This window comes from Coleofasciculus sp. (genome assembly GCF_046539235.1).
GTDB lineage: Bacteria > Cyanobacteriota > Cyanobacteriia > Cyanobacteriales > Coleofasciculaceae > Coleofasciculus.
Genome location: NZ_JBKHHI010000103.1, coordinates 1 through 17,357, shown reverse-complemented (window position 1 = coordinate 17,357; position 17,357 = coordinate 1). Strand labels below are relative to the sequence as shown.

At 46.2% G+C, this 17,357-nt stretch carries 15 protein-coding genes; 4 read left to right on the top strand and 11 right to left on the bottom strand.

Going from position 1 to position 17,357, the window contains the following annotated elements; all coding sequences use genetic code 11:
* From cphA to ACLFWI_RS11715, 3 genes are all read right to left on the bottom strand, one after another.
* The coding region (gene cphA, locus ACLFWI_RS11725; RefSeq protein ID WP_446413095.1) for a cyanophycin synthetase at nucleotides 1–2,669 on the bottom strand (2,669 nt) is incomplete at its 3' end.
* A gap of 391 nt (nucleotides 2,670–3,060) precedes the next feature.
* Nucleotides 3,061–3,915, bottom strand: coding sequence for a cyanophycinase (locus ACLFWI_RS11720; protein WP_446413096.1), 855 nt, complete (start codon nucleotides 3,913–3,915; stop codon nucleotides 3,061–3,063).
* Nucleotides 3,916–4,012: 97 nt separating this feature from the next.
* Nucleotides 4,013–4,204, bottom strand: a complete 192-nt coding sequence (locus ACLFWI_RS11715; RefSeq protein ID WP_446409732.1) for a hypothetical protein — start codon at nucleotides 4,202–4,204, stop codon at nucleotides 4,013–4,015.
* 75 nt (nucleotides 4,205–4,279) lie between these two features.
* On the opposite strand from ACLFWI_RS11715, the gene trmD reads away from it, so the two are divergent.
* Together trmD and ACLFWI_RS11705 are read left to right on the top strand one after the other, a co-directional pair.
* Entirely contained in the window at nucleotides 4,280–4,987 is a 708-nt protein-coding gene (trmD, locus tag ACLFWI_RS11710) for a tRNA (guanosine(37)-N1)-methyltransferase TrmD (RefSeq protein ID WP_446413094.1), read from the top strand.
* Between the two features lie 148 nt (nucleotides 4,988–5,135).
* Entirely contained in the window at nucleotides 5,136–6,281 is a 1,146-nt protein-coding gene (locus ACLFWI_RS11705) for a hypothetical protein (RefSeq protein WP_446413093.1), read from the top strand.
* A 26-nt stretch (nucleotides 6,282–6,307) separates the two neighbouring features.
* On the opposite strand, the gene ACLFWI_RS11700 is transcribed toward ACLFWI_RS11705, so the two are convergent.
* The 5 genes from ACLFWI_RS11700 to ACLFWI_RS11680 all read right to left on the bottom strand — a co-directional run bounded on the left by ACLFWI_RS11700 (nucleotide 6,308) and on the right by ACLFWI_RS11680 (nucleotide 9,288).
* A complete protein-coding gene (locus tag ACLFWI_RS11700; RefSeq protein WP_446413092.1) occupies nucleotides 6,308–6,727 on the bottom strand; it encodes an ExbD/TolR family protein in 420 nt (139 codons plus the stop codon).
* Between the two features lie 134 nt (nucleotides 6,728–6,861).
* Nucleotides 6,862–7,284, bottom strand: coding sequence for an ExbD/TolR family protein (locus ACLFWI_RS11695; RefSeq protein ID WP_446410884.1), 423 nt, complete (start codon nucleotides 7,282–7,284; stop codon nucleotides 6,862–6,864).
* Nucleotides 7,285–7,381: 97 nt separating this feature from the next.
* Nucleotides 7,382–8,083 carry a uracil-DNA glycosylase gene (locus tag ACLFWI_RS11690; RefSeq protein ID WP_446410883.1) on the bottom strand — a complete coding sequence of 234 codons (702 nt, stop codon included), beginning with the start codon at nucleotides 8,081–8,083 and terminating at the stop codon, nucleotides 7,382–7,384.
* Between the two features lie 189 nt (nucleotides 8,084–8,272).
* Nucleotides 8,273–8,662 (bottom strand): RidA family protein, encoded by a 390-nt coding sequence (locus tag ACLFWI_RS11685; protein ID WP_446410882.1) that lies wholly within the window; start codon nucleotides 8,660–8,662, stop codon nucleotides 8,273–8,275.
* 2 nt (nucleotides 8,663–8,664) lie between these two features.
* On the bottom strand, nucleotides 8,665–9,288 hold the full coding sequence (locus tag ACLFWI_RS11680) for a class I SAM-dependent methyltransferase (RefSeq protein WP_446410881.1): 624 nt from the start codon (nucleotides 9,286–9,288) through the stop codon (nucleotides 8,665–8,667).
* 216 nt (nucleotides 9,289–9,504) lie between these two features.
* On the opposite strand from ACLFWI_RS11680, the gene ACLFWI_RS11675 reads away from it, so the two are divergent.
* Nucleotides 9,505–10,440 (top strand): DMT family transporter, encoded by a 936-nt coding sequence (locus ACLFWI_RS11675; RefSeq protein WP_446413091.1) that lies wholly within the window; start codon nucleotides 9,505–9,507, stop codon nucleotides 10,438–10,440.
* A gap of 20 nt (nucleotides 10,441–10,460) precedes the next feature.
* Here ACLFWI_RS11675 and rnc read toward each other — a convergent pair whose 3' ends face one another.
* The 3 genes from rnc to ACLFWI_RS11660 all read right to left on the bottom strand — a co-directional run bounded on the left by rnc (nucleotide 10,461) and on the right by ACLFWI_RS11660 (nucleotide 13,863).
* A complete protein-coding gene (gene rnc, locus ACLFWI_RS11670) occupies nucleotides 10,461–11,627 on the bottom strand; it encodes a ribonuclease III (protein WP_446413090.1) in 1,167 nt (388 codons plus the stop codon).
* Nucleotides 11,628–11,796: 169 nt separating this feature from the next.
* On the bottom strand, nucleotides 11,797–12,654 hold the full coding sequence (locus ACLFWI_RS11665) for a heme-dependent oxidative N-demethylase family protein (RefSeq protein WP_446413089.1): 858 nt from the start codon (nucleotides 12,652–12,654) through the stop codon (nucleotides 11,797–11,799).
* A gap of 654 nt (nucleotides 12,655–13,308) precedes the next feature.
* Complete coding sequence (locus ACLFWI_RS11660) at nucleotides 13,309–13,863, bottom strand: peroxiredoxin (RefSeq protein ID WP_446413088.1); 555 nt, start codon at nucleotides 13,861–13,863, stop codon at nucleotides 13,309–13,311.
* 907 nt (nucleotides 13,864–14,770) lie between these two features.
* Here ACLFWI_RS11660 and ppsA point away from each other — a divergent pair.
* Nucleotides 14,771–17,272, top strand: coding sequence for a phosphoenolpyruvate synthase (ppsA, locus tag ACLFWI_RS11655; protein ID WP_446413087.1), 2,502 nt, complete (start codon nucleotides 14,771–14,773; stop codon nucleotides 17,270–17,272).
* Nucleotides 17,273–17,357: the final 85 nt, after the last annotated feature.

Below are 17,357 nucleotides of genomic sequence, written 5' to 3'. Positions count from 1 at the left end.
GCCACCGATGGCTGTAAATCCACTTGAGACTCACCCACAGGTTGATAGCCATTCTCTGGTAGAGGGCGTCGTTCTTCAATCAAGCCAATCGTCCCACTCACCTTTTCCGGGAAAATCACCACCAAACCACCGGACGCCACTCGGTCTAACGCCGTGTTAATCGCCTCGGTTTCATTGAGAATAATTTCACAATTGCGATCCGGATTGGTCTCCAGAATTCCCTTACAAATCAACTCCGCCGCCTCACCACTGGGACGTCCCCGTAAATCTGCATCTTCTTTAATAATAATCCGGTCAAAAATGTCTGCCGAGAGTCGTCCCAAATTAATGAAATCCTCATCCCGGCGATCGCCTGGTCCACCGACAACGCCAATCCGTTCCCCGGACCAATTGCGGACAAAGCCACCCACCGCTTCATAACTAGCGGCATTATGGGCATAATCCACCAAAGCATGATACTCACCCAGGTTAAATAAATTCATCCGTCCCGGTGTCTGCGCCACAGACGCCCGGAATGTGGTCAAAGCGTCACGAATTGCCTCAATCGGAACCCCTTGAGCAAAGGCGGCGAGACTAGCGGCTAAGGCATTAGCAATTTGGAACGGTGCCATTCCCCGCATGGTCACAGGTACATGTTCCGCCTTCTCAATCCGCAGCGTCCATTCGCCTCGGATTAAGGACAAGTAGCCATTTTCATACACAGCCGCCAAACCCCCCTGTCGGGTGTGAGCTTTCACCACCTCGTTGTCGGGATTCATGGAGAAAAACGCCACATGACCTTTGACCCGCTGTGCCATCGCCATGACTAGAGGATCTTCAGCATTGAGGATGGCATGACCGGCTGGACTCACGGATTCAGCCACCACACTCTTGAGATGCCCCATCTGGTCAAGGGTATCAATATCACCAATTCCCAAATGATCCGCCGAGACATTTAACACAACGCCCACATCACAAGCATCAAAGGCTAAACCCGATCGCAGAATCCCACCTCGTGCTGTTTCCAATACCGCCACCTCAACCGTGGGATCTTTGAGAATCACTTGAGCGCTTTGGGGTCCAGTGGTGTCTCCTTGTTCCACCAGATGATCGCCAATGTAGATCCCATCCGTCGTGGTATACCCAACCACATGACCCGTTTGCTTATAGATATGGGCAAGCAAGCGAGTGGTAGTGGTTTTGCCATTCGTCCCTGTCACCGCCAGAATCGGAATCCGACTGGCTTGTCCCGGTGGAAACAACATATCCATCACCGGGGCGGCGACGTTGCGCGGTAAACCTTCAGAGGGAGACACATGCATCCGGAATCCTGGCGCAGCATTTACTTCCACCACTACGCCGTCAATGTCTCGTAGGGGTTTAGTAATATCAGGTGTAACAATATCAATCCCGGCAATATCCAGACCAATAATTTTCGCCACCCGCTGGGCTAACCAAACGTTTTCCGGGTGGATATCGTCCGTGCGGTCTATCGCCACACCCCCCGTACTCAGATTAGCCGTTGCCCGTAAATAACAGACCTCATCGTCTTGGAGGACGGTATCCAAGGTATAACCCTGACGTTCTAAGATGCTCAGACTCGTATGATCAACGATAATTTTCGTCAGAACGTTATCATGACCCTCTCCTCGATTGGGATCGCGGTTCGTCCGTTCAATCAGTTCCTCAACCGTAGACTTACCATCCCCAATCACACGCGCCGGAATCCGCTGGGCGACGGCTTCAACTTTGCCGTTAATCACCAAGACGCGGTGGTCAAAACCGGGATAATAGCGCTCGACAATCACCGCACGGGAGATATCTTTAGCGCGATCATAAGCTTTTTCGGCTTCGTCCCAGTTGCCAATGTCAATCGTAATCCCCCGCCCATGATTACCATCGAGGGGTTTAATCACAATCGGATACCCCCCCACATACTCGATCGCGCTGTCTAATTCGTCCAAATAAAGCACCGTTGTGCCTCGGGGTACCGGAACCCCCGCATCCCGCAAAATCTGTTTCGTCCCTTCTTTATCACAGGCTAATTCCACCCCTAAAATTCCGGAGTAATCACTCAAGGTGGCTTGAATTCGTTTCTGATGCACCCCGTAGCCAAGCTGAATCATGGCTCTGGCACTTAGGGGAAGCCAGGGAATACCTCTGGCGTCGGCTTCTTTGACCAAGGCTTCTGTGCTCGGTCCTAAAGCCGCATCGCGAGCCAGTTCGCTCAGGTCTTTTAAGTCTTGCTCTAACTCCCGTTGGGGATAAGTTCCGGTATCGATAATACTTTGGCACAAGCGCACAGCTGCCCTAGCTGCATAGCGACCCGCCTGCTCGTCAATGTACTCGAAAACAACTTGATAAATTCCGGCTGTCCCGGTTTCCCGAGTCCGACCAAACCCAACGCGCATTCCCACCAGTTCCTGGAGTTCCAGCGCCACATGTTCGATAATATGCCCCATCATCGTGCCTTCTTTGACCCGACTTAAGAACCCACCCCGAACACCCGGAGAACAGAAATGCTCTTCTAGACTGGGTAGCGTCTCTACCAGTCCCTCGTAGAATCCCAGAAGTACATTGGAGGGTTTATCGATGAGTTCCTCCAAATCAAGACGCATGACAATGAGTTTGTGGCGTCGAATGCTCCAGTAATTGGGACCGCGTAACGTCTGGATTTTTAGAATTCTCATAGTTAGTGATGAAATCGGGGATGGTTCACAATGTCGGCTTTTGAAGCACAAACTAGCGATTGTGCAAAATCTATTTTAGGAATTTCTTTAACATTACGTGACATCCTCCTACCCTGGATCTCCAGATTAGAGCGTAGACTTCTCAAGTATCGCGACTTACATTGTCTCAACATTTTTGCCAGTTCTCAGAAGTCCTCCACGTAATCGGGGGAGTAGTCTACTCTTGCCCTGATTGGATTCACCCGTTTTGAGTGGATGGGACATCTTATCTAGTTTCCGACTGTTCAAAGCCATCAAACTGTTCATTATGAACATTTTGCGGAAACGATTGGCGATTTTTGACCTTCGTAGAGACGTAGCATGCTACGTCTCTACATCCCTGCTCTTGCCGTCATACATTATTGATGGGCATTAATGCTCGTTTATAGACATGATAGCGATCGCCATGACATAGAACATGCACTCGCAGGTTATGTAGACTAATCGGATCGGTGCTGCCAATATCCACTTGATTGGTGTGAGACAGTTCTCCGGGATCAATAATCGTCACCGTACCTTTGCCCATCACCTGTAACCAACCATCTCGCTCAAAGATGATACAAGTATCTTCATCAATGCCGATCCCCAAGCGATCCGGGTGAGTGGCGATCGCGCTAATTAAGCGGGCGATGCGATTCCGATTCAGAAAATGCTGATCGACGATCACTTCCGGAATAATCCCCAAACCCGTTGCCATATCGACTAAAGAACGATTGGGGGATTCACCACTCCCGCCGCCAGCAATCATGTGATGACCCATCACCGCCGCACCTGCACTGGTTCCCGCTAAGGTAATCTCCCCTAAATGCACCCGTTGGCGGACTTTTTCCATTAACGGGGTATCCGAGAGTAAACCGCACAAACGCAGTTGATCCCCACCGGTCATGAACACACCCGTACAGGCTTCCACATACTCTTGTAAAGAAGAATCCGACCCTTGAGCGCGATCGCGGACATCCAGGACTTTAATTTCCTTTGCCCCCATATCCTCAAAAATCCGCTGATAGCGATCGCCAATAATCGCGGGTTCTCGCGACGCCGATGGAATAATCGCAATTCGCGCCTCAGCTGCACCCGACCGACGAAAAAAGGTTTGCAGGATCTCCCGTCCATGAACTTTATCTTCCGCACCACCAATAACAATGATTGCGGTTTTTGTCGATTGAGGCATTGTCGTCGCTTGGAATTGAGAGTCTAACTGCAGCATACTGTCGATGTCGAGTTCGGGCATAAGGTGAGTTCAATACTTGAGTATCGCGCTTGGCTAGAACTGTCACTTTATTACGATTTTGACTCTAGCTCAACTACTGGTTTAGGCTGTCCTGGGCAAGCTTCTCCACAACTAAACACCATCGCGCTTGGCTTTGATTCAGATGCACTCTGCAGCCGCCTAAATACGGTGAATCGATGGAAATCGTTAATTGTTTAGCCGCCCCAGAACACTCACTCACGACACTCAGCCGTTCGGAGAAAGTCGGGCGTTTCCCAGTCATCATGGCAAATTATACCAATAATTACTTATACTATGAGTTACGATTGACCCCTTTTGTCTTAACAGCGACCCAATTCTTGTGCGCTTTGATGTTGTCACACTGTTTCCGGATTTCTTTACCTCTCCCCTGGCTTCAGGACTGCTGGGTAAGGCATTGACTAAACAAATCGCCCAAGTACACCTAATCAATCCTCGTGATTTTGCCACGGATAAACACCGACGGGTTGACGATGAACCTTATGGGGGTGGGGTAGGTATGCTAATGAAACCCGAACCAATTTTTGCGGCGGTGGAGTCGTTACCTAGATTACCTCGGCGAGAGGTGATTCTGATGACACCCCAGGGACAACCAATGAACCAGCCCCTGTTGGTTGAGTTGGCGACGGGTTATGACCAGATTGTGATTATCTGTGGACATTATGAAGGTGTTGATGAACGAGTCTTACATTTAGTGACGCGAGAGGTATCCTTAGGGGATTTTGTCTTAACCTGCGGTGAAATTCCCGCACTCGCCTTGATTAATGGGGTGGTGAGATTACGCCCTGGAACCGTGGGGAAAGTAGAATCCCTTAAATTAGAGAGTTTTGAAGCCGGATTATTAGACTATCCGCAGTGGACACGCCCTGCTGAATTTCGCGGTTGGCATGTCCCAGATGTTTTATTATCGGGCAATCATCAGGCGATTGACCAGTGGCGCAAAGACCAACAGATTCAGAGAACCCGGGAACGTCGCCCTGATTTATACGACAAATGGGTTAAGCAGACTCAAAGGGATAGAGACGCCTAGCTGTAGGGGCGGGTTTTACCAATAACATGCAAGCCGGAAACTGATAACTTAACTAAACCCGCCCCTACCCACCCAATTATTTACTTTGGAATGTGTCAAAATGAAACTCGATTGGGATTAAATCCTTGCTGCTTTTAACTGTGCTTCGATGAAATCGCCTGAGTTGCTAAAAAACTTACCTACTCCTGTGCAGATAGTGTGGCGACCCCTGTTGCTGATTTCTGTGGTGTTGCATGGTATTGTGCTAATTCTACCCGTACCTTCTACCTGGGAAAAGTCGGAACCCGAAGAACAAGTCAAGGTGACACAGTTACCTTCATTTTCTTCATCACCTAAGTCTTCAGTAAATTCCGCTGAGGAACCCACAGCCCAAACGAGTCCAACGCCAAGTCAACCGACTCCTTTCGCCTCAGCCTTTTCTAGTCAACCTAGGATTAACCCATTTCCTGACCCTATCCAACCGACTCCTGATCTCAGTCCTACGATTGAATTTTCTCCAGAAATTTGGGAAAATCCTAAATCGTCACCCTCTCCATCACCATCTAGTTCTCAGGATGAAACTCAGACGATTGAAGAAAAAAATACAAAAAATACTGATCAGACCATAGATTCTGGAATTGATACCAATGATGTTAATGTGGAAGATCCACTGAAAAAATTCCTGACAAATTTCCCTTTTCCTGAAGAGGCGGCGATGGGTTCGTTAGGTATACTTACTGGAGAGGCAGATACATCGGCTCGTCATGTCCAGCAATCCTTAGGTCAGGTTATTAAATACTATGGCAAGGAACTACCCGATCGCAATTATACTCTAGCTAATCCGAGTATAAATGACCCTGAATTCAAGGTTTATCAAGTTTCTCAAGATGATGTATCTCAATATCTGCACTTGGTTTTAAAGGGGGAAAATACGATAATTTTCCTCTCAAAAACACAACTTAATCGGGCAGACTTACCTGAGTTAACAGCGGAAAAAGCAGAAGAACGAGAATTGCGAAATATTCTGGAACAGATTATGGTAGCTGGTGAGTATACAAAAGAGCTGAATAGAGAAATCAAACAAGTATTGGCTGAGGGAGTTGATGGAAAATACAATTATTTGGGAACTGTTTATGAAAGAAATAGGGAACAGTTAAGTTCTCAGTTTGTCAGTCAACTAAAAGAGAAAGAGTTTACTATTATTCCTTTGAATGATGATGGACTATATTACAGTGTTGAAAAAAATGATTTTAAGGGTATTATTCAACTTATACCAACCCAGTCAGGACTAGCCATTATTAGCTTAGAGTTTTAGATTATTTTTGGTTTGAGTAGTTGTTGTTAAGCGCCACTCTCAATAGCTAAAGAAACGCGATCGCCTCCCACATCCCGCATTTGTACCAATACCTGAATCACTTGTTCGTAGGGCAATTGACTGTCGGCTTGCAAGAAGACAGCCCCTTGAGGATTTTGGGATAAATAAGTTTGTATTTGCTCAAACAATTGCTCTTGGCTGACCGATTGATTACCGATGACCAGTTGTCCTTGTGACTTCAATTGTACAACTAAAGGGGTGGGGTTTTCCGGCGGCTGAGTTTGAGTATTTTCAGTATTAGGAAGTTGAACATTGACGCCTTCTTGAGTGGTTAACAGCATGGAATTCATTACAAAAAATGCTAGAACTCCCATGATCACATTGAGCATAGGGATTAATTGAATGGACGGTATTGATGATTGGGTTCGTTGGGTTCTAAAACGCATCGTTGAACGATTTAAATAAACATGATTCTGTCACAGATAATTGAGATTATGGCGACCAGTTTTAATTAAGTAGAATGGTGGTTTTAATTGATTCATGCGGGTTGCCCCTACAGGTTGTTAATATGTAAATTGTTTTAACGACGTTCAATAGCAAGAGAGACGCGATCGCCACCAATTATCGTCATTTCTTTTAACAGTTTTTGTACATCTTCATAAGGTAAGTTTCGGTCTGCTTTTAAAACAACTGTAGCATTTTGATTTTGTTCTAGGTATGACTGGATTGTTTCAGACACCTGGTTAACGGTAATCACTTGATTATCCACTAAAATTTCGCCTTGGCGATTTAAGCCAATAACCAGAGTGTTTCTAGTATTTGACTCACCACTAGCGGTTCCAGTACCCGGTAAACCAGGTAGATTAATATCCCCTAAGCGCTGACCTGTATAGCTCATTGATGTGATAATAAAAAATGTTAGCACTGACATCATCACATCCATTAAAGGAATCAGATTAACTTCAGGGATTGGTGAATTCTTTTGCTTGTTTCTAAACTGCATGAAATTCTAGGCGAGAATCTCCCCAAACAAAAATGGCATAAAAGTTAAACACATCTTTTTTGTATCACCGTTTACCGGGGGTTACCCAAACGAGATTTTAGGATTGCAGTTCATCTAATTTGGCACGCACTGCCTGAATGTCTTGCCACATAAACCACTTTGGCTTACCCTGCTCTCGTGACGGATTCCGCAATAGGTAGGCGGGATGGAAGATTGGCATACACAGTCGTCCTTCCCATTCCATCCAAGTGCCACGAATTTTAGTAATGCCACGCTTTTCACCCGTTAACCCTTTGACAGCCGTTGCACCTGTTAGCAGGATAATCTTAGGATTGACTAAGCGAATTTGTTCTAATAAATACGGCTTACAAGCTGCAACTTCATCAGGAGTCGGTACTCGATTACCGGGAGGACGGCATTTATTCATATTACAGATATAGACATCCCGTTCGCTATCCAGTTTGACGGCGGCGAGAATCTTTTCCAGCAATTGTCCGGCTCTCCCGACAAACGGTAAACCTTGTTCGTCTTCATTTTGACCAGGGGCTTCCCCAATGATCATAATCGGAGCATGAACATCACCCCGCCCTACTACAGCATGGGTGCGAGTGGCTCCTAATTCACAGCGCTGACAAACGTTACAATGAGCTGCCAAAGACTCCATGGAGTCGTAAGTGCCAGACGGAATCGGAATTTTGGCATCCGTAGGAATTAACGACTGTTGGAAGTCACTGGGGGTAGAAGATGTCAACCCTGACTGGTCAAAGAGACTGAGTTGTTCTGAGGACTCGTGAGACATAAATCTAAGCTCGGACAATCCGACTGCTTGTTGAATTTTCTCATATCCTGTGCTGAATCCCTGATTTAATCCCAAATCCGGGTTAACTACCCCCTTTATGAGTAGGGATAAGGCAACAGGCAAAACCAAAGAAACCTATAAAATCAGGGGCTAAAGCCCCTACTACGAACTAGGTCAGTACCATTCTTCCTAAGCTGAGCAAACCGCGTCTACCTCGACTTCCACCAGCATCTGGGGATCAACTAACGCCTGAATGCCAACCATGGTATTTGCAGGTGGATGTTCCGCAAAAAACTCATGATGAGCTTTGGCATACTCAGCACTACGGCTAATATCAGTCACATAAAGGCGAGTACGGACTACATCTTGACAATCCGCCCCTAACTCTTGCAGGGCTTGGCGAATTTTTTGCAAACAGTAGCGAGTTTGAGCATAAGCATCTCCGGGGGCAAAAACTCCACCATCGGGTTCAATGGGTGCCGTTCCGGAAACATAAATATGATTGCCCACCCGGATAGCGCGACAATACCCCGTTTTCGCTTCCCAACTCACTCCAGAGAAAGTGCGACGACGTTCCATATTCAGTCTCCTAAACCAATGCGTTGAAAAATCGTTAGCATCACAGGTCCTAAAAGAAAATGATGTCCCAAGCATTCCATCCCGGCTACCCGACCAAATTGTTCGCGTTGCTCTCGACTATAGAAGCGAAGGTTATTAGAAAATAAGGGAATAGAAAGGGTCACTGTTTTTTTTCGACCGATGTAGTCAACCAGGTAAAAACGTCCCCCCTGTCGCAGAACTCGATTCACCTCGGAGAACACCTGTTGAGGTTGAGGGTAATGCAGAAAACTAATTGTATTAAACACCGCATCAAATTGACCCTCAGCAAAGGGTAAAGACTCAGCATTTCCCTGTTTGAAAATAAGTCGCGGTCGATGCTGATTGCGCTGTCGGGCTTGACGCAGCATTTGGGAGGATAAATCAACTCCTGTACCCTGGAGAGTGGGAAACTGGGTGGCAAGGCGATGTAATAATCGACCCGTACCGCAACCGAGATCAAGCACATTCGGATTTTCCGGTAGTTCTACGTACTCCAACAACCGTTGGTGAACGGCTTGGTAGAAGATTGTGGTAAACAGCAGGTCGTAGTTCGGTGCCCACCGATCAAAGAGCTTTTGCTTATGGTGATAAACGTCGCTTGTCACTTGAGTTCAGATAGATTACTCACACTAATTCAACGGTATAGCACAAGTTTAGGTGGGTTTGTGCCGGAAACCGTTCGTCGGGGTTTGTCTGTAAGTTATAGTCTGCTCTATCCATAATAAACCTGCTGCCCTGACGCCTTTTGCCTTTTGCTATAGATGCCAAAAAAGCGTCCCTTCTGGTCTAAACTCCAAGTATGGAATCGGGAGCATCAAATTGTGAAAACGTCCAAGCAACCGTTACCGTGGCAGGTGGGACTGGTTTTAGTCGCTGGTGTCTTGGCAGTTTCCAGTGCTGCCATTTTTATTCGTTTAGCGAATACGGCGGCTGGCTTGAGTGGCGTTGGATTTAGCCTGTTTCTGTCGGCTTCTCGCCTAACCCTGGCATCTTTATTAATAGTACCCGCTTGGCGAAACCTGCGATCGCATCAGCTTAGTCCCGATGCTTTCCATTATGCTGTGGGGGCTGGGATTTGTCTTGCCCTGCATTTTGCCGCCTGGATTACGTCTCTATCCTTCACGTCAATTGCCGCTTCTACGACTCTAGTCACCACCAATCCCATCTGGGTAGCTTTGCTATCTTGGCTATGGTTTAAGGAAAAACCCTCGCGGTTAACCCTACTGGGAATTGGTATTGCCTTTATCGGCGGTGTCCTCATTGCATTAGGTGATCAAGAAACGGTTAACGTGAGTTCTAATCCCGCCTTGGGAAATAGTCTCGCCTTAATTGGTGCTGTAATAGTCAGTTTGTATTTGTTGTTAGGTCGAGAAGCACAGCGGCGTGGTTTGGGAATTGGTAGTTATATAGCCATCGCCTATAGCACTGGCGCACTGGTTTTATTGCCCCTACCCTTAATCTTTGGTGTTGGCTACTTTGGCTATCCGCGTGCCGTTTACCTTTATGTTTTGCTAATGGCGTTATTGCCTCAATTAGTCGGGCATACTAGCTTTAACTGGGCAGTGCGCTGGGTGTCTCCCACCTTGGTTACCCTAGCGATTTTATGGGAACCAGTTGTCTCTAGTTTTTTGGGGTATCTCGTTTTTCAGGAACTCCCCGGACGCTTTGTGCTAATCGGTGCAGCCGTTCTCCTGGCAGGTGTCGCGATCGCGGTTTTTGGCGCTAGGGGAACTCCTGTGGAAAATAGGGAAACTTGAGGACAACAAAACCAGTACGTTTATTCAACTCCAACTTTTTTCAGCGCTGCTTCAGCCGCACGTTTTTCAGCATCTTGTTTACGACGCCCAGTTCCGACACCGTAGACTTTGCCTTTTACGCGCACTACAGCCGTGAATTCCTTGGCATGATCTGGTCCGGATTCATCAATAACAAAATATTCCGGCTTTTCGATAAAATTGGCTAGCGCCCATTGCTGAAATCGACCCTTGGAGTCCACGAGAATACTATTATCTAGAGTTGTTTCAGTGGAACAGAGGTCTCTAATTGCAGAACTCAACAAAGGTTCAATAAAAGTGATAACTGCCTCAATACCTGAATCGAGAAAGTAAGCACCAACAACGGCTTCAAAGGTATCACTGAGCAATGACGAATTTTTGCGTCCTCCTTCTTTTATGGCACCATTACCTAACCTCATTTTTTTAGCTAAATCTAGTTTTTTGGCAAATATTGCTAACTGTTGTTCTTCAACTAATTTAGATCGCAGACGTGTAAGTTGAGATTCGCTCATCTTCATTGCTGGATCATAATTATAGAGAAACGCACCACTAATAAAATTTAGTACAGCATCACCGAGAAACTCTAAACGTTCGTTGTCTTCACCTGCACTAGGGTTTTCGTTAATGTATGAACGGTGGGTGAGGGCACGCTTGAGAAGAGAAGGGTCGCGGAAGGAAGGAAGTTTTGATATTTCATCTAATCTTTCTATGATGTGGGATTCATCAGCAATATTAACTAGACTCTGACTCACCCCACCTTGTTGAGCGAAAATTATGACTTTCTTCCCTTTATTTTTTAAGACATGACCTAGACTGGTAAAGTCACCATCTCCTGATGCGATAATGAAGATATCAGCGGAGGCATTACTATAGGCTTCTTCAATACAATCAACTATTAGTTGGTTGTCTACGCTGTTCTTGGTCAAGGAGGGAACGTTAATTCTTTGAAAACCAATACCACTTAAAAACTTGGCATATTTTTTATTTTCTCGCTGCCAATTGGAATATGCTTTTTGACAAATTACATCACCTTGTTCGTTGGCAAAAGCTTGCAAAAACTCGGCTCTTTCTCGGCTTACTTTAACATTTTGGCAATCCCAATAAAGTGATACTAGAGGAGATGAATTGTTTGTCGTACTGCTTTTTAAATTGTTATTTTTTTTTGCCATAATAATACATTAAATTTGACAAAAATGAACCATTAAACTAACTTGATAGATTAAGAAGTATTTATTTTTAGTTTTTGAGCGTTAAATCATTTAGTAATATGGCTGTTTTCAATAAATTGTGTGTGAACGTAAAATTATTTGAAAAACTTGTCCAACCCAGGCTGCCATTTTACAAAGGCTTGAAACTAGCTATATACTCAAGATACCCCAAAAGCACTTCCTGAATTGGCAGTAAGTTTTTATAATTCTGCATCTCAAGGGGCATTTGCTGGATAGTTTCCATTAAATTATGAGCCATCTGGGGATTATCTTCAAGCACTCGTAAGGGATGTACATAGGTACGCACGGTAAACAGTATGTCACCACTTCCGCTTAACCGTCTTAATGTCTGACGTTCCACTCTCAAAAACAGCTTATCCCCAGCGTTTTGGCAATTTATCGTTGTCTCCCAACCGGGTTTTGCGTTCTCTGGGGGAAAGAATAGTTCGGGAGATTCGACAATACTCCAGTTTAATCGCCAAACCGGATGACTGGATTTGAGGCGATTGAACACACTATCTACAGGATGCGCCAGTTTTTCAGAATATCCTGGAACCGGGGAGTGGATTTGAGTCAGGGGACAGCCCAACTTTTCTCGTAGTCGCCAACGCAAGGGAAAGCAGAGGGAAGCGGCGACTAAACGATACCCTTGACGCGATCGCTCCATCAATAATAAATCCTCCTGTACCAGACGCCCAGCTAAATCCAAAGGTGCTGACTCGAAGTCCGGGATATGCCAAACTTGATGGGTTGCGATCGCGTCAATAATTTGACCATGGCGTCGATAATGGTGGGGAAAGCGTTTCAGTAAATGATCCAGCAGTAAATCTAGAACCTCTTTCTGAATGGCTGCGGTTCCGGGGAGACTGGCAAATACCTCTGAATGTCGAGTCTTGAGCAGAGTATCTTTTTGTAACAAATACTTGACAAACTGGTCGTCGATTTCAATCCAGTCCTGGGGATCAAGGGCTTTGAGACTCATGGTCATCTGCCACTTTCCTTCTGCAAAGGGTAGATATAGGGGTTGGCGGATCATAGGTTGTTTAGAAATGCCTAATGGGTGTAAAGGGCGACCCGAGCAAATTGAACAACGGTTGAGCGCAGTCCCCATCTAAAATCACAAGATTTAGATGGGGTTAGCGAAACATTAATAATTTTGCTATAATACTAACAGGTACGGCGGCATTTATTTGTTCGGCACGACCTACAGGTAGAACCTAGAAAACTTAAGATTATAAGGTTCCAGTAGAGACTATTTGTTACAATAACGCATCTACTGGGTAAAAATCTTAGTGCGTTCATAAGGCTTTTTTAGTCTTAACTCCGATTCAGAAATGGCGAGGAGGAATGCCAAGGCAGAAGTTCCTGGTATTCACCGAGAACAGCGGCTCTTCGTGGTAACAGCAGGGGAGAATCCCTAACTAGATTGCTTGCAATTAGTTAGGGTCTGTTCAATGGACTAGAAGTGTGATACCAAATCCGGGTTAGGCTATCCCCGTTATAACCCAGTCCGCGCAGGCGGACTTTGTTTGTGTAGCAGCGATTTCAATCGCCTCATCAAAAGGGGTTAATAAAGGCGGATTTGGTATGAATTGATGCAAGCGGGTCGCCCCTACAGGTTTCTTATGGTAGTGGATGATGCTTAGGTCACCGATCGCAACTCATCTAAATGTGCCAGTACCTCTGTACTGTGAATCGCTGGTCGAACACCGAGAAATATCTCCCGTAAGATGCCATCGGGATCAATGAGATAAGTATGACGTAGGGAGACAAAGCCCATCCAAGACCCATACGCCTGACTCACTGACCCATCTGTATCTGCCAAAAGGGGAAACTTCAACCCCTCTGAGTCACAAAAATCGGCATGGGAGTCCACATCATCTGCACTCACTCCCAAAATTTGGGCATTTCTCTCTATATATTCAGGCAAATCTTGCTGAAAGCGACGAGCCTCTAAGGTGCAACCTGAGGTGAAATCCTTGGGATAAAAGTACAAAACTACCCATTTCCCCCGGTAATCGGAGAGTGATACCTCCCCATCCCCACTATTGGTCGGTAGCGTAAACTCTGGTGCAGGCTCGTTTAAGGGTGGTTGTTTACCGCCGAGAGCAGAGGCGGCGGGAGTGAGGTTTAACCAAGTCAAGCAAGCCAGACAACTTGCCAAGAGAATGCTCACAAGCGTGCGACGAGAAATCATGATCGATACAGCGTGTTTGTTTTACATAAGTTTACAATCCAAATTTAGATCTTGTCAGATTCTGGGATTGCGCTATCATGTCTAGCAAGGTAATAATCAGTCGGAGGTCAATATCCTTTCGTAAATCACTCTGTAAATCAGTCTGAGAGCCACTGTTTTAACTATTCAAAAGTTTTAGGGGCGTTTGGATGAAGACCATCCGCTCGACTGATCCTATAAATTCTCTAGTTTAATTAGAGTGACTTTGTTTCGATAAACACAAAAATATTACGGATAGATACACAATATTTGATACTTATATCTGGGGATCATTGAAAAATGGAATAAATCTAAAGGAACAATGTATAACCAGCAGAGCTATCATTTGGGTTACCCTCTAATAAACAATATCTAGGTTGTTAATATCCCTAGGTTTGGGTGGCTTTAGTGCTGATTTAAATTAGGAATTACGGCTTGTCTATTTCTCAATAGTCTGCTATGGTATAACTGTTCTGAAATAAAGGACTGTGACCGAATTACTCGCTCTCCTAATAAGTTAAGTAATTATTCAAGGAGAACGCCAGAAGAAGTTTGCAATGCTACAAACCCGCCCAAGCGCGACAAGGTGTGGATTGATTTATCTATCTATCTATTCCCTAATTCAACACCTTAAGTCAAAACCTAAAGAATTGATAAAGATCAATTAAATGTATCCCGACTATAAGGATGGGGAATGATAGTAGATCTGATGGTTTTAACTCTAAAATTGAGTAGAGTGTTAAAATGTGTAAATTGCTACTAATTTAATTGTGAGGTATGGTTCCATAAAAAACAGCCGAATCCTAAAGAAAATATTACCTAAAGGAATTTTTTCGGCTGAGTATCGGTAAACTAAAATACTGAAACCAAGAGTAGGAGGAAATACTTAATGGTTGCAGCTACTGAAACAGCAACATCTCAATCGTCCAAAGAACAAGCTCTGATTCTGTGGTTTGAAGAGGTAGGAATTGTCGATGTTCCCTTGGTGGGTGGTAAAAACGCCTCCCTGGGTGAAATGATCCGACAACTGACGGCTAAGGGCGTCAGAGTTCCCACCGGATTCGCCACGACCGCTTATGCATACCGTTACTTCATTAAGGAAGCAGGTTTAGAAGAAAGGCTACGCGAACTGTTTTCTGACCTCGATGTCGAGGATATGAATAACCTGCGAGTCAGGGGTAAGCAAGCGCGGTCTTTGATTCTCAACACACCATTCCCCGAAGATCTGCGAACCGCGATCGCGGAAGCTTACCTGAAGCTGTGCGAACGGTATGGCGTCACCGCTGAGTTTTGCGATCGGTTTGAGCCGGAATACCAAGAAGAATGCAAGGAGAAAACCCAAGCTGTTGACGTAGCCGTCCGTTCATCCGCTACGGCTGAAGACTTGCCTGATGCCAGTTTTGCAGGTCAGCAAGAAACTTACCTGAACGTCTACGGTGTCTTGGATGTTTTAGACGCCTGTCATCGTTGCTTTGCCTCCATCTTTACTGACCGAGCCATCTCCTATCGCACCCTCAAAGGGTTTGATCACTTTGATGTCGCCCTTTCGGTTGGGGTGCAGAAAATGGTGCGCTCTGACTTAGCCTCATCTGGTGTCATGTTCTCCATTGACACAGAAACAGGCTTCAAGAATGCCGCCCTAGTTACCGCCGCCTACGGTTTGGGCGAAAACGTTGTTCAAGGTGCTGTCAACCCCGACGAATACTTTGTATTCAAACCAACGCTCAAGGAAGGGTATCGCCCGATTCTGGAAAAGCGCTTGGGCAGCAAAGAAATCAAGATGATTTATGACATCGGTGGTTCAAAACTGACCAAGAACGTACCCGTGTCAGAGCCTGAGCAAGTCAAATACGCGATCAACGACGAAGAAATTCTGCAACTGGCTCGCTGGGGTTGTATTATTGAAGACCACTACTCCGAAGTCCGGGGTGTCTACACCCCCATGGACATTGAGTGGGCGAAAGACGGGGAAACGGGTGAGTTGTACATCGTTCAAGCTCGTCCAGAAACCGTCCAATCCCAGAAGTCCAAGAGCGTCCTCAAGAGCTATCAGCTGAAAGGAACCTCCGAGGTGGCGGTCACCGGTCGCGCCGTTGGCGAAATGATTGGTCAGGGCAAAGCCAAAGTGATTCTGGATGTCCACAAGATTGATGAGTTTGAACCCGGTGAAGTCTTAGTCACCAACAAGACTGACCCCGACTGGGAACCGATCATGAAACGGGCATCAGCCATTGTCACCAACCAAGGTGGACGTACCTGCCACGCGGCAATTATTGCTCGTGAAATGGGCATCCCCGCGATTGTCGGTTGTGGTGATGCTACAGGTGTGCTTAAGAGTGGACAAGAGGTCACCGTTTCCTGTTCCGAAGGGGAAGAAGGACGGGTTTACGAAGGGCTTGTACCCTTTGAAGTCCAAGAAACCCAACTGGAAAACCTACCCACAACCCGCACCAAGATTTTGATGAACGTGGGTAACCCAGAAGAAGCCTTTGGTTTGGCGGCGATCCCCTGTGATGGCGTGGGATTAGCCCGCTTAGAGTTCATCATCGCTAATCATATTAAGGCGCACCCCTTGGCACTGCTGAACTTCGACAAGCTCGAAGATGCCACCGTCAAGCGGGAAGTCTACAAAATGACCTACCTCTACGAACGTAAGGCGGACTTCTTCGTAGACAAGTTGGCGCGGGGTGTGGCAATGATTGCAGCGGCATTCTATCCCAACCCAGTTGTGTTACGGATGTCCGACTTCAAGAGTAACGAATATGCCAACCTCCTCGGCGGTCAGCAGTTTGAGCCGAAGGAAGAAAACCCGATGATTGGCTGGCGTGGTGCGTCTCGTTATTACGATGAAAACTATGCCGAAGCTTATGGGTTAGAGTGTCAAGCCATCAAGCGGGTTCGGGATGAAATGGGTTTAACTAATGTGATCCCCATGGTTCCTTTCTGCCGTACCCCCGATGAAGGGCGCAAGGTGTTGGCAGAAATGGAGAAACACGGCTTGAAGCGTGGCGAAAATGGACTCCAAGTCTATGTGATGTGTGAGATTCCCAGCAACGTGATCTTGGCTGACCAGTTCAGTGAAGTGTTTGACGGGTTCTCCATTGGTTCCAATGACCTGACTCAGTTAACCTTGGGTCTAGACCGCGACTCCGGTTTAGTGGCTCACATCTTTGATGAGCGCAATGAAGGGGTTAAGGAAATGGTGCGGATGGTGATTGAGAAGGCGAAGAAGAATGGTCGTAAGATTGGTATCTGCGGTCAAGCGCCCAGTGACTATCCTGAGTTTGCCAAGTTCTTGGTTGAGTTGGGAATTGACTCGATGAGTTTGAACCCTGACTCCGTGATGAAGACACTGTTGATGGTGGCTGAAGTTGAAGCACAACAAGGTTAAGTCTTGAGTGTTTAGCGTCTGCGTCCCTGATGGGGCGTAGACTTGGGAAAGAGCGATCGCATTTCCGGTGGGAGGTGCGATCGCT

What these genes read in the sequence shown, in the direction of transcription:
- ppsA (WP_446413087.1), top strand. Translation starts at nt 14,771, where the DNA reads ATGGTTGCAGCTACTGAAACAGCAACATCTCAATCGTCCAAAGAACAA.
- ACLFWI_RS11660 (WP_446413088.1), bottom strand. Translation starts at nt 13,863, where the DNA reads ATGATTTCTCGTCGCACGCTTGTGAGCATTCTCTTGGCAAGTTGTCTG.
- ACLFWI_RS11705 (WP_446413093.1), top strand. Translation starts at nt 5,136, where the DNA reads ATGAAATCGCCTGAGTTGCTAAAAAACTTACCTACTCCTGTGCAGATA.
- ACLFWI_RS11690 (WP_446410883.1), bottom strand. Translation starts at nt 8,083, where the DNA reads ATGTCTCACGAGTCCTCAGAACAACTCAGTCTCTTTGACCAGTCAGGG.
- ACLFWI_RS11720 (WP_446413096.1), bottom strand. Translation starts at nt 3,915, where the DNA reads ATGCTGCAGTTAGACTCTCAATTCCAAGCGACGACAATGCCTCAATCG.
- ACLFWI_RS11665 (WP_446413089.1), bottom strand. Translation starts at nt 12,654, where the DNA reads ATGACCATGAGTCTCAAAGCCCTTGATCCCCAGGACTGGATTGAAATC.
- ACLFWI_RS11685 (WP_446410882.1), bottom strand. Translation starts at nt 8,662, where the DNA reads ATGGAACGTCGTCGCACTTTCTCTGGAGTGAGTTGGGAAGCGAAAACG.
- ACLFWI_RS11700 (WP_446413092.1), bottom strand. Translation starts at nt 6,727, where the DNA reads ATGCGTTTTAGAACCCAACGAACCCAATCATCAATACCGTCCATTCAA.
- ACLFWI_RS11715 (WP_446409732.1), bottom strand. Translation starts at nt 4,204, where the DNA reads ATGATGACTGGGAAACGCCCGACTTTCTCCGAACGGCTGAGTGTCGTG.
- ACLFWI_RS11695 (WP_446410884.1), bottom strand. Translation starts at nt 7,284, where the DNA reads ATGCAGTTTAGAAACAAGCAAAAGAATTCACCAATCCCTGAAGTTAAT.
- rnc (WP_446413090.1), bottom strand. Translation starts at nt 11,627, where the DNA reads ATGGCAAAAAAAAATAACAATTTAAAAAGCAGTACGACAAACAATTCA.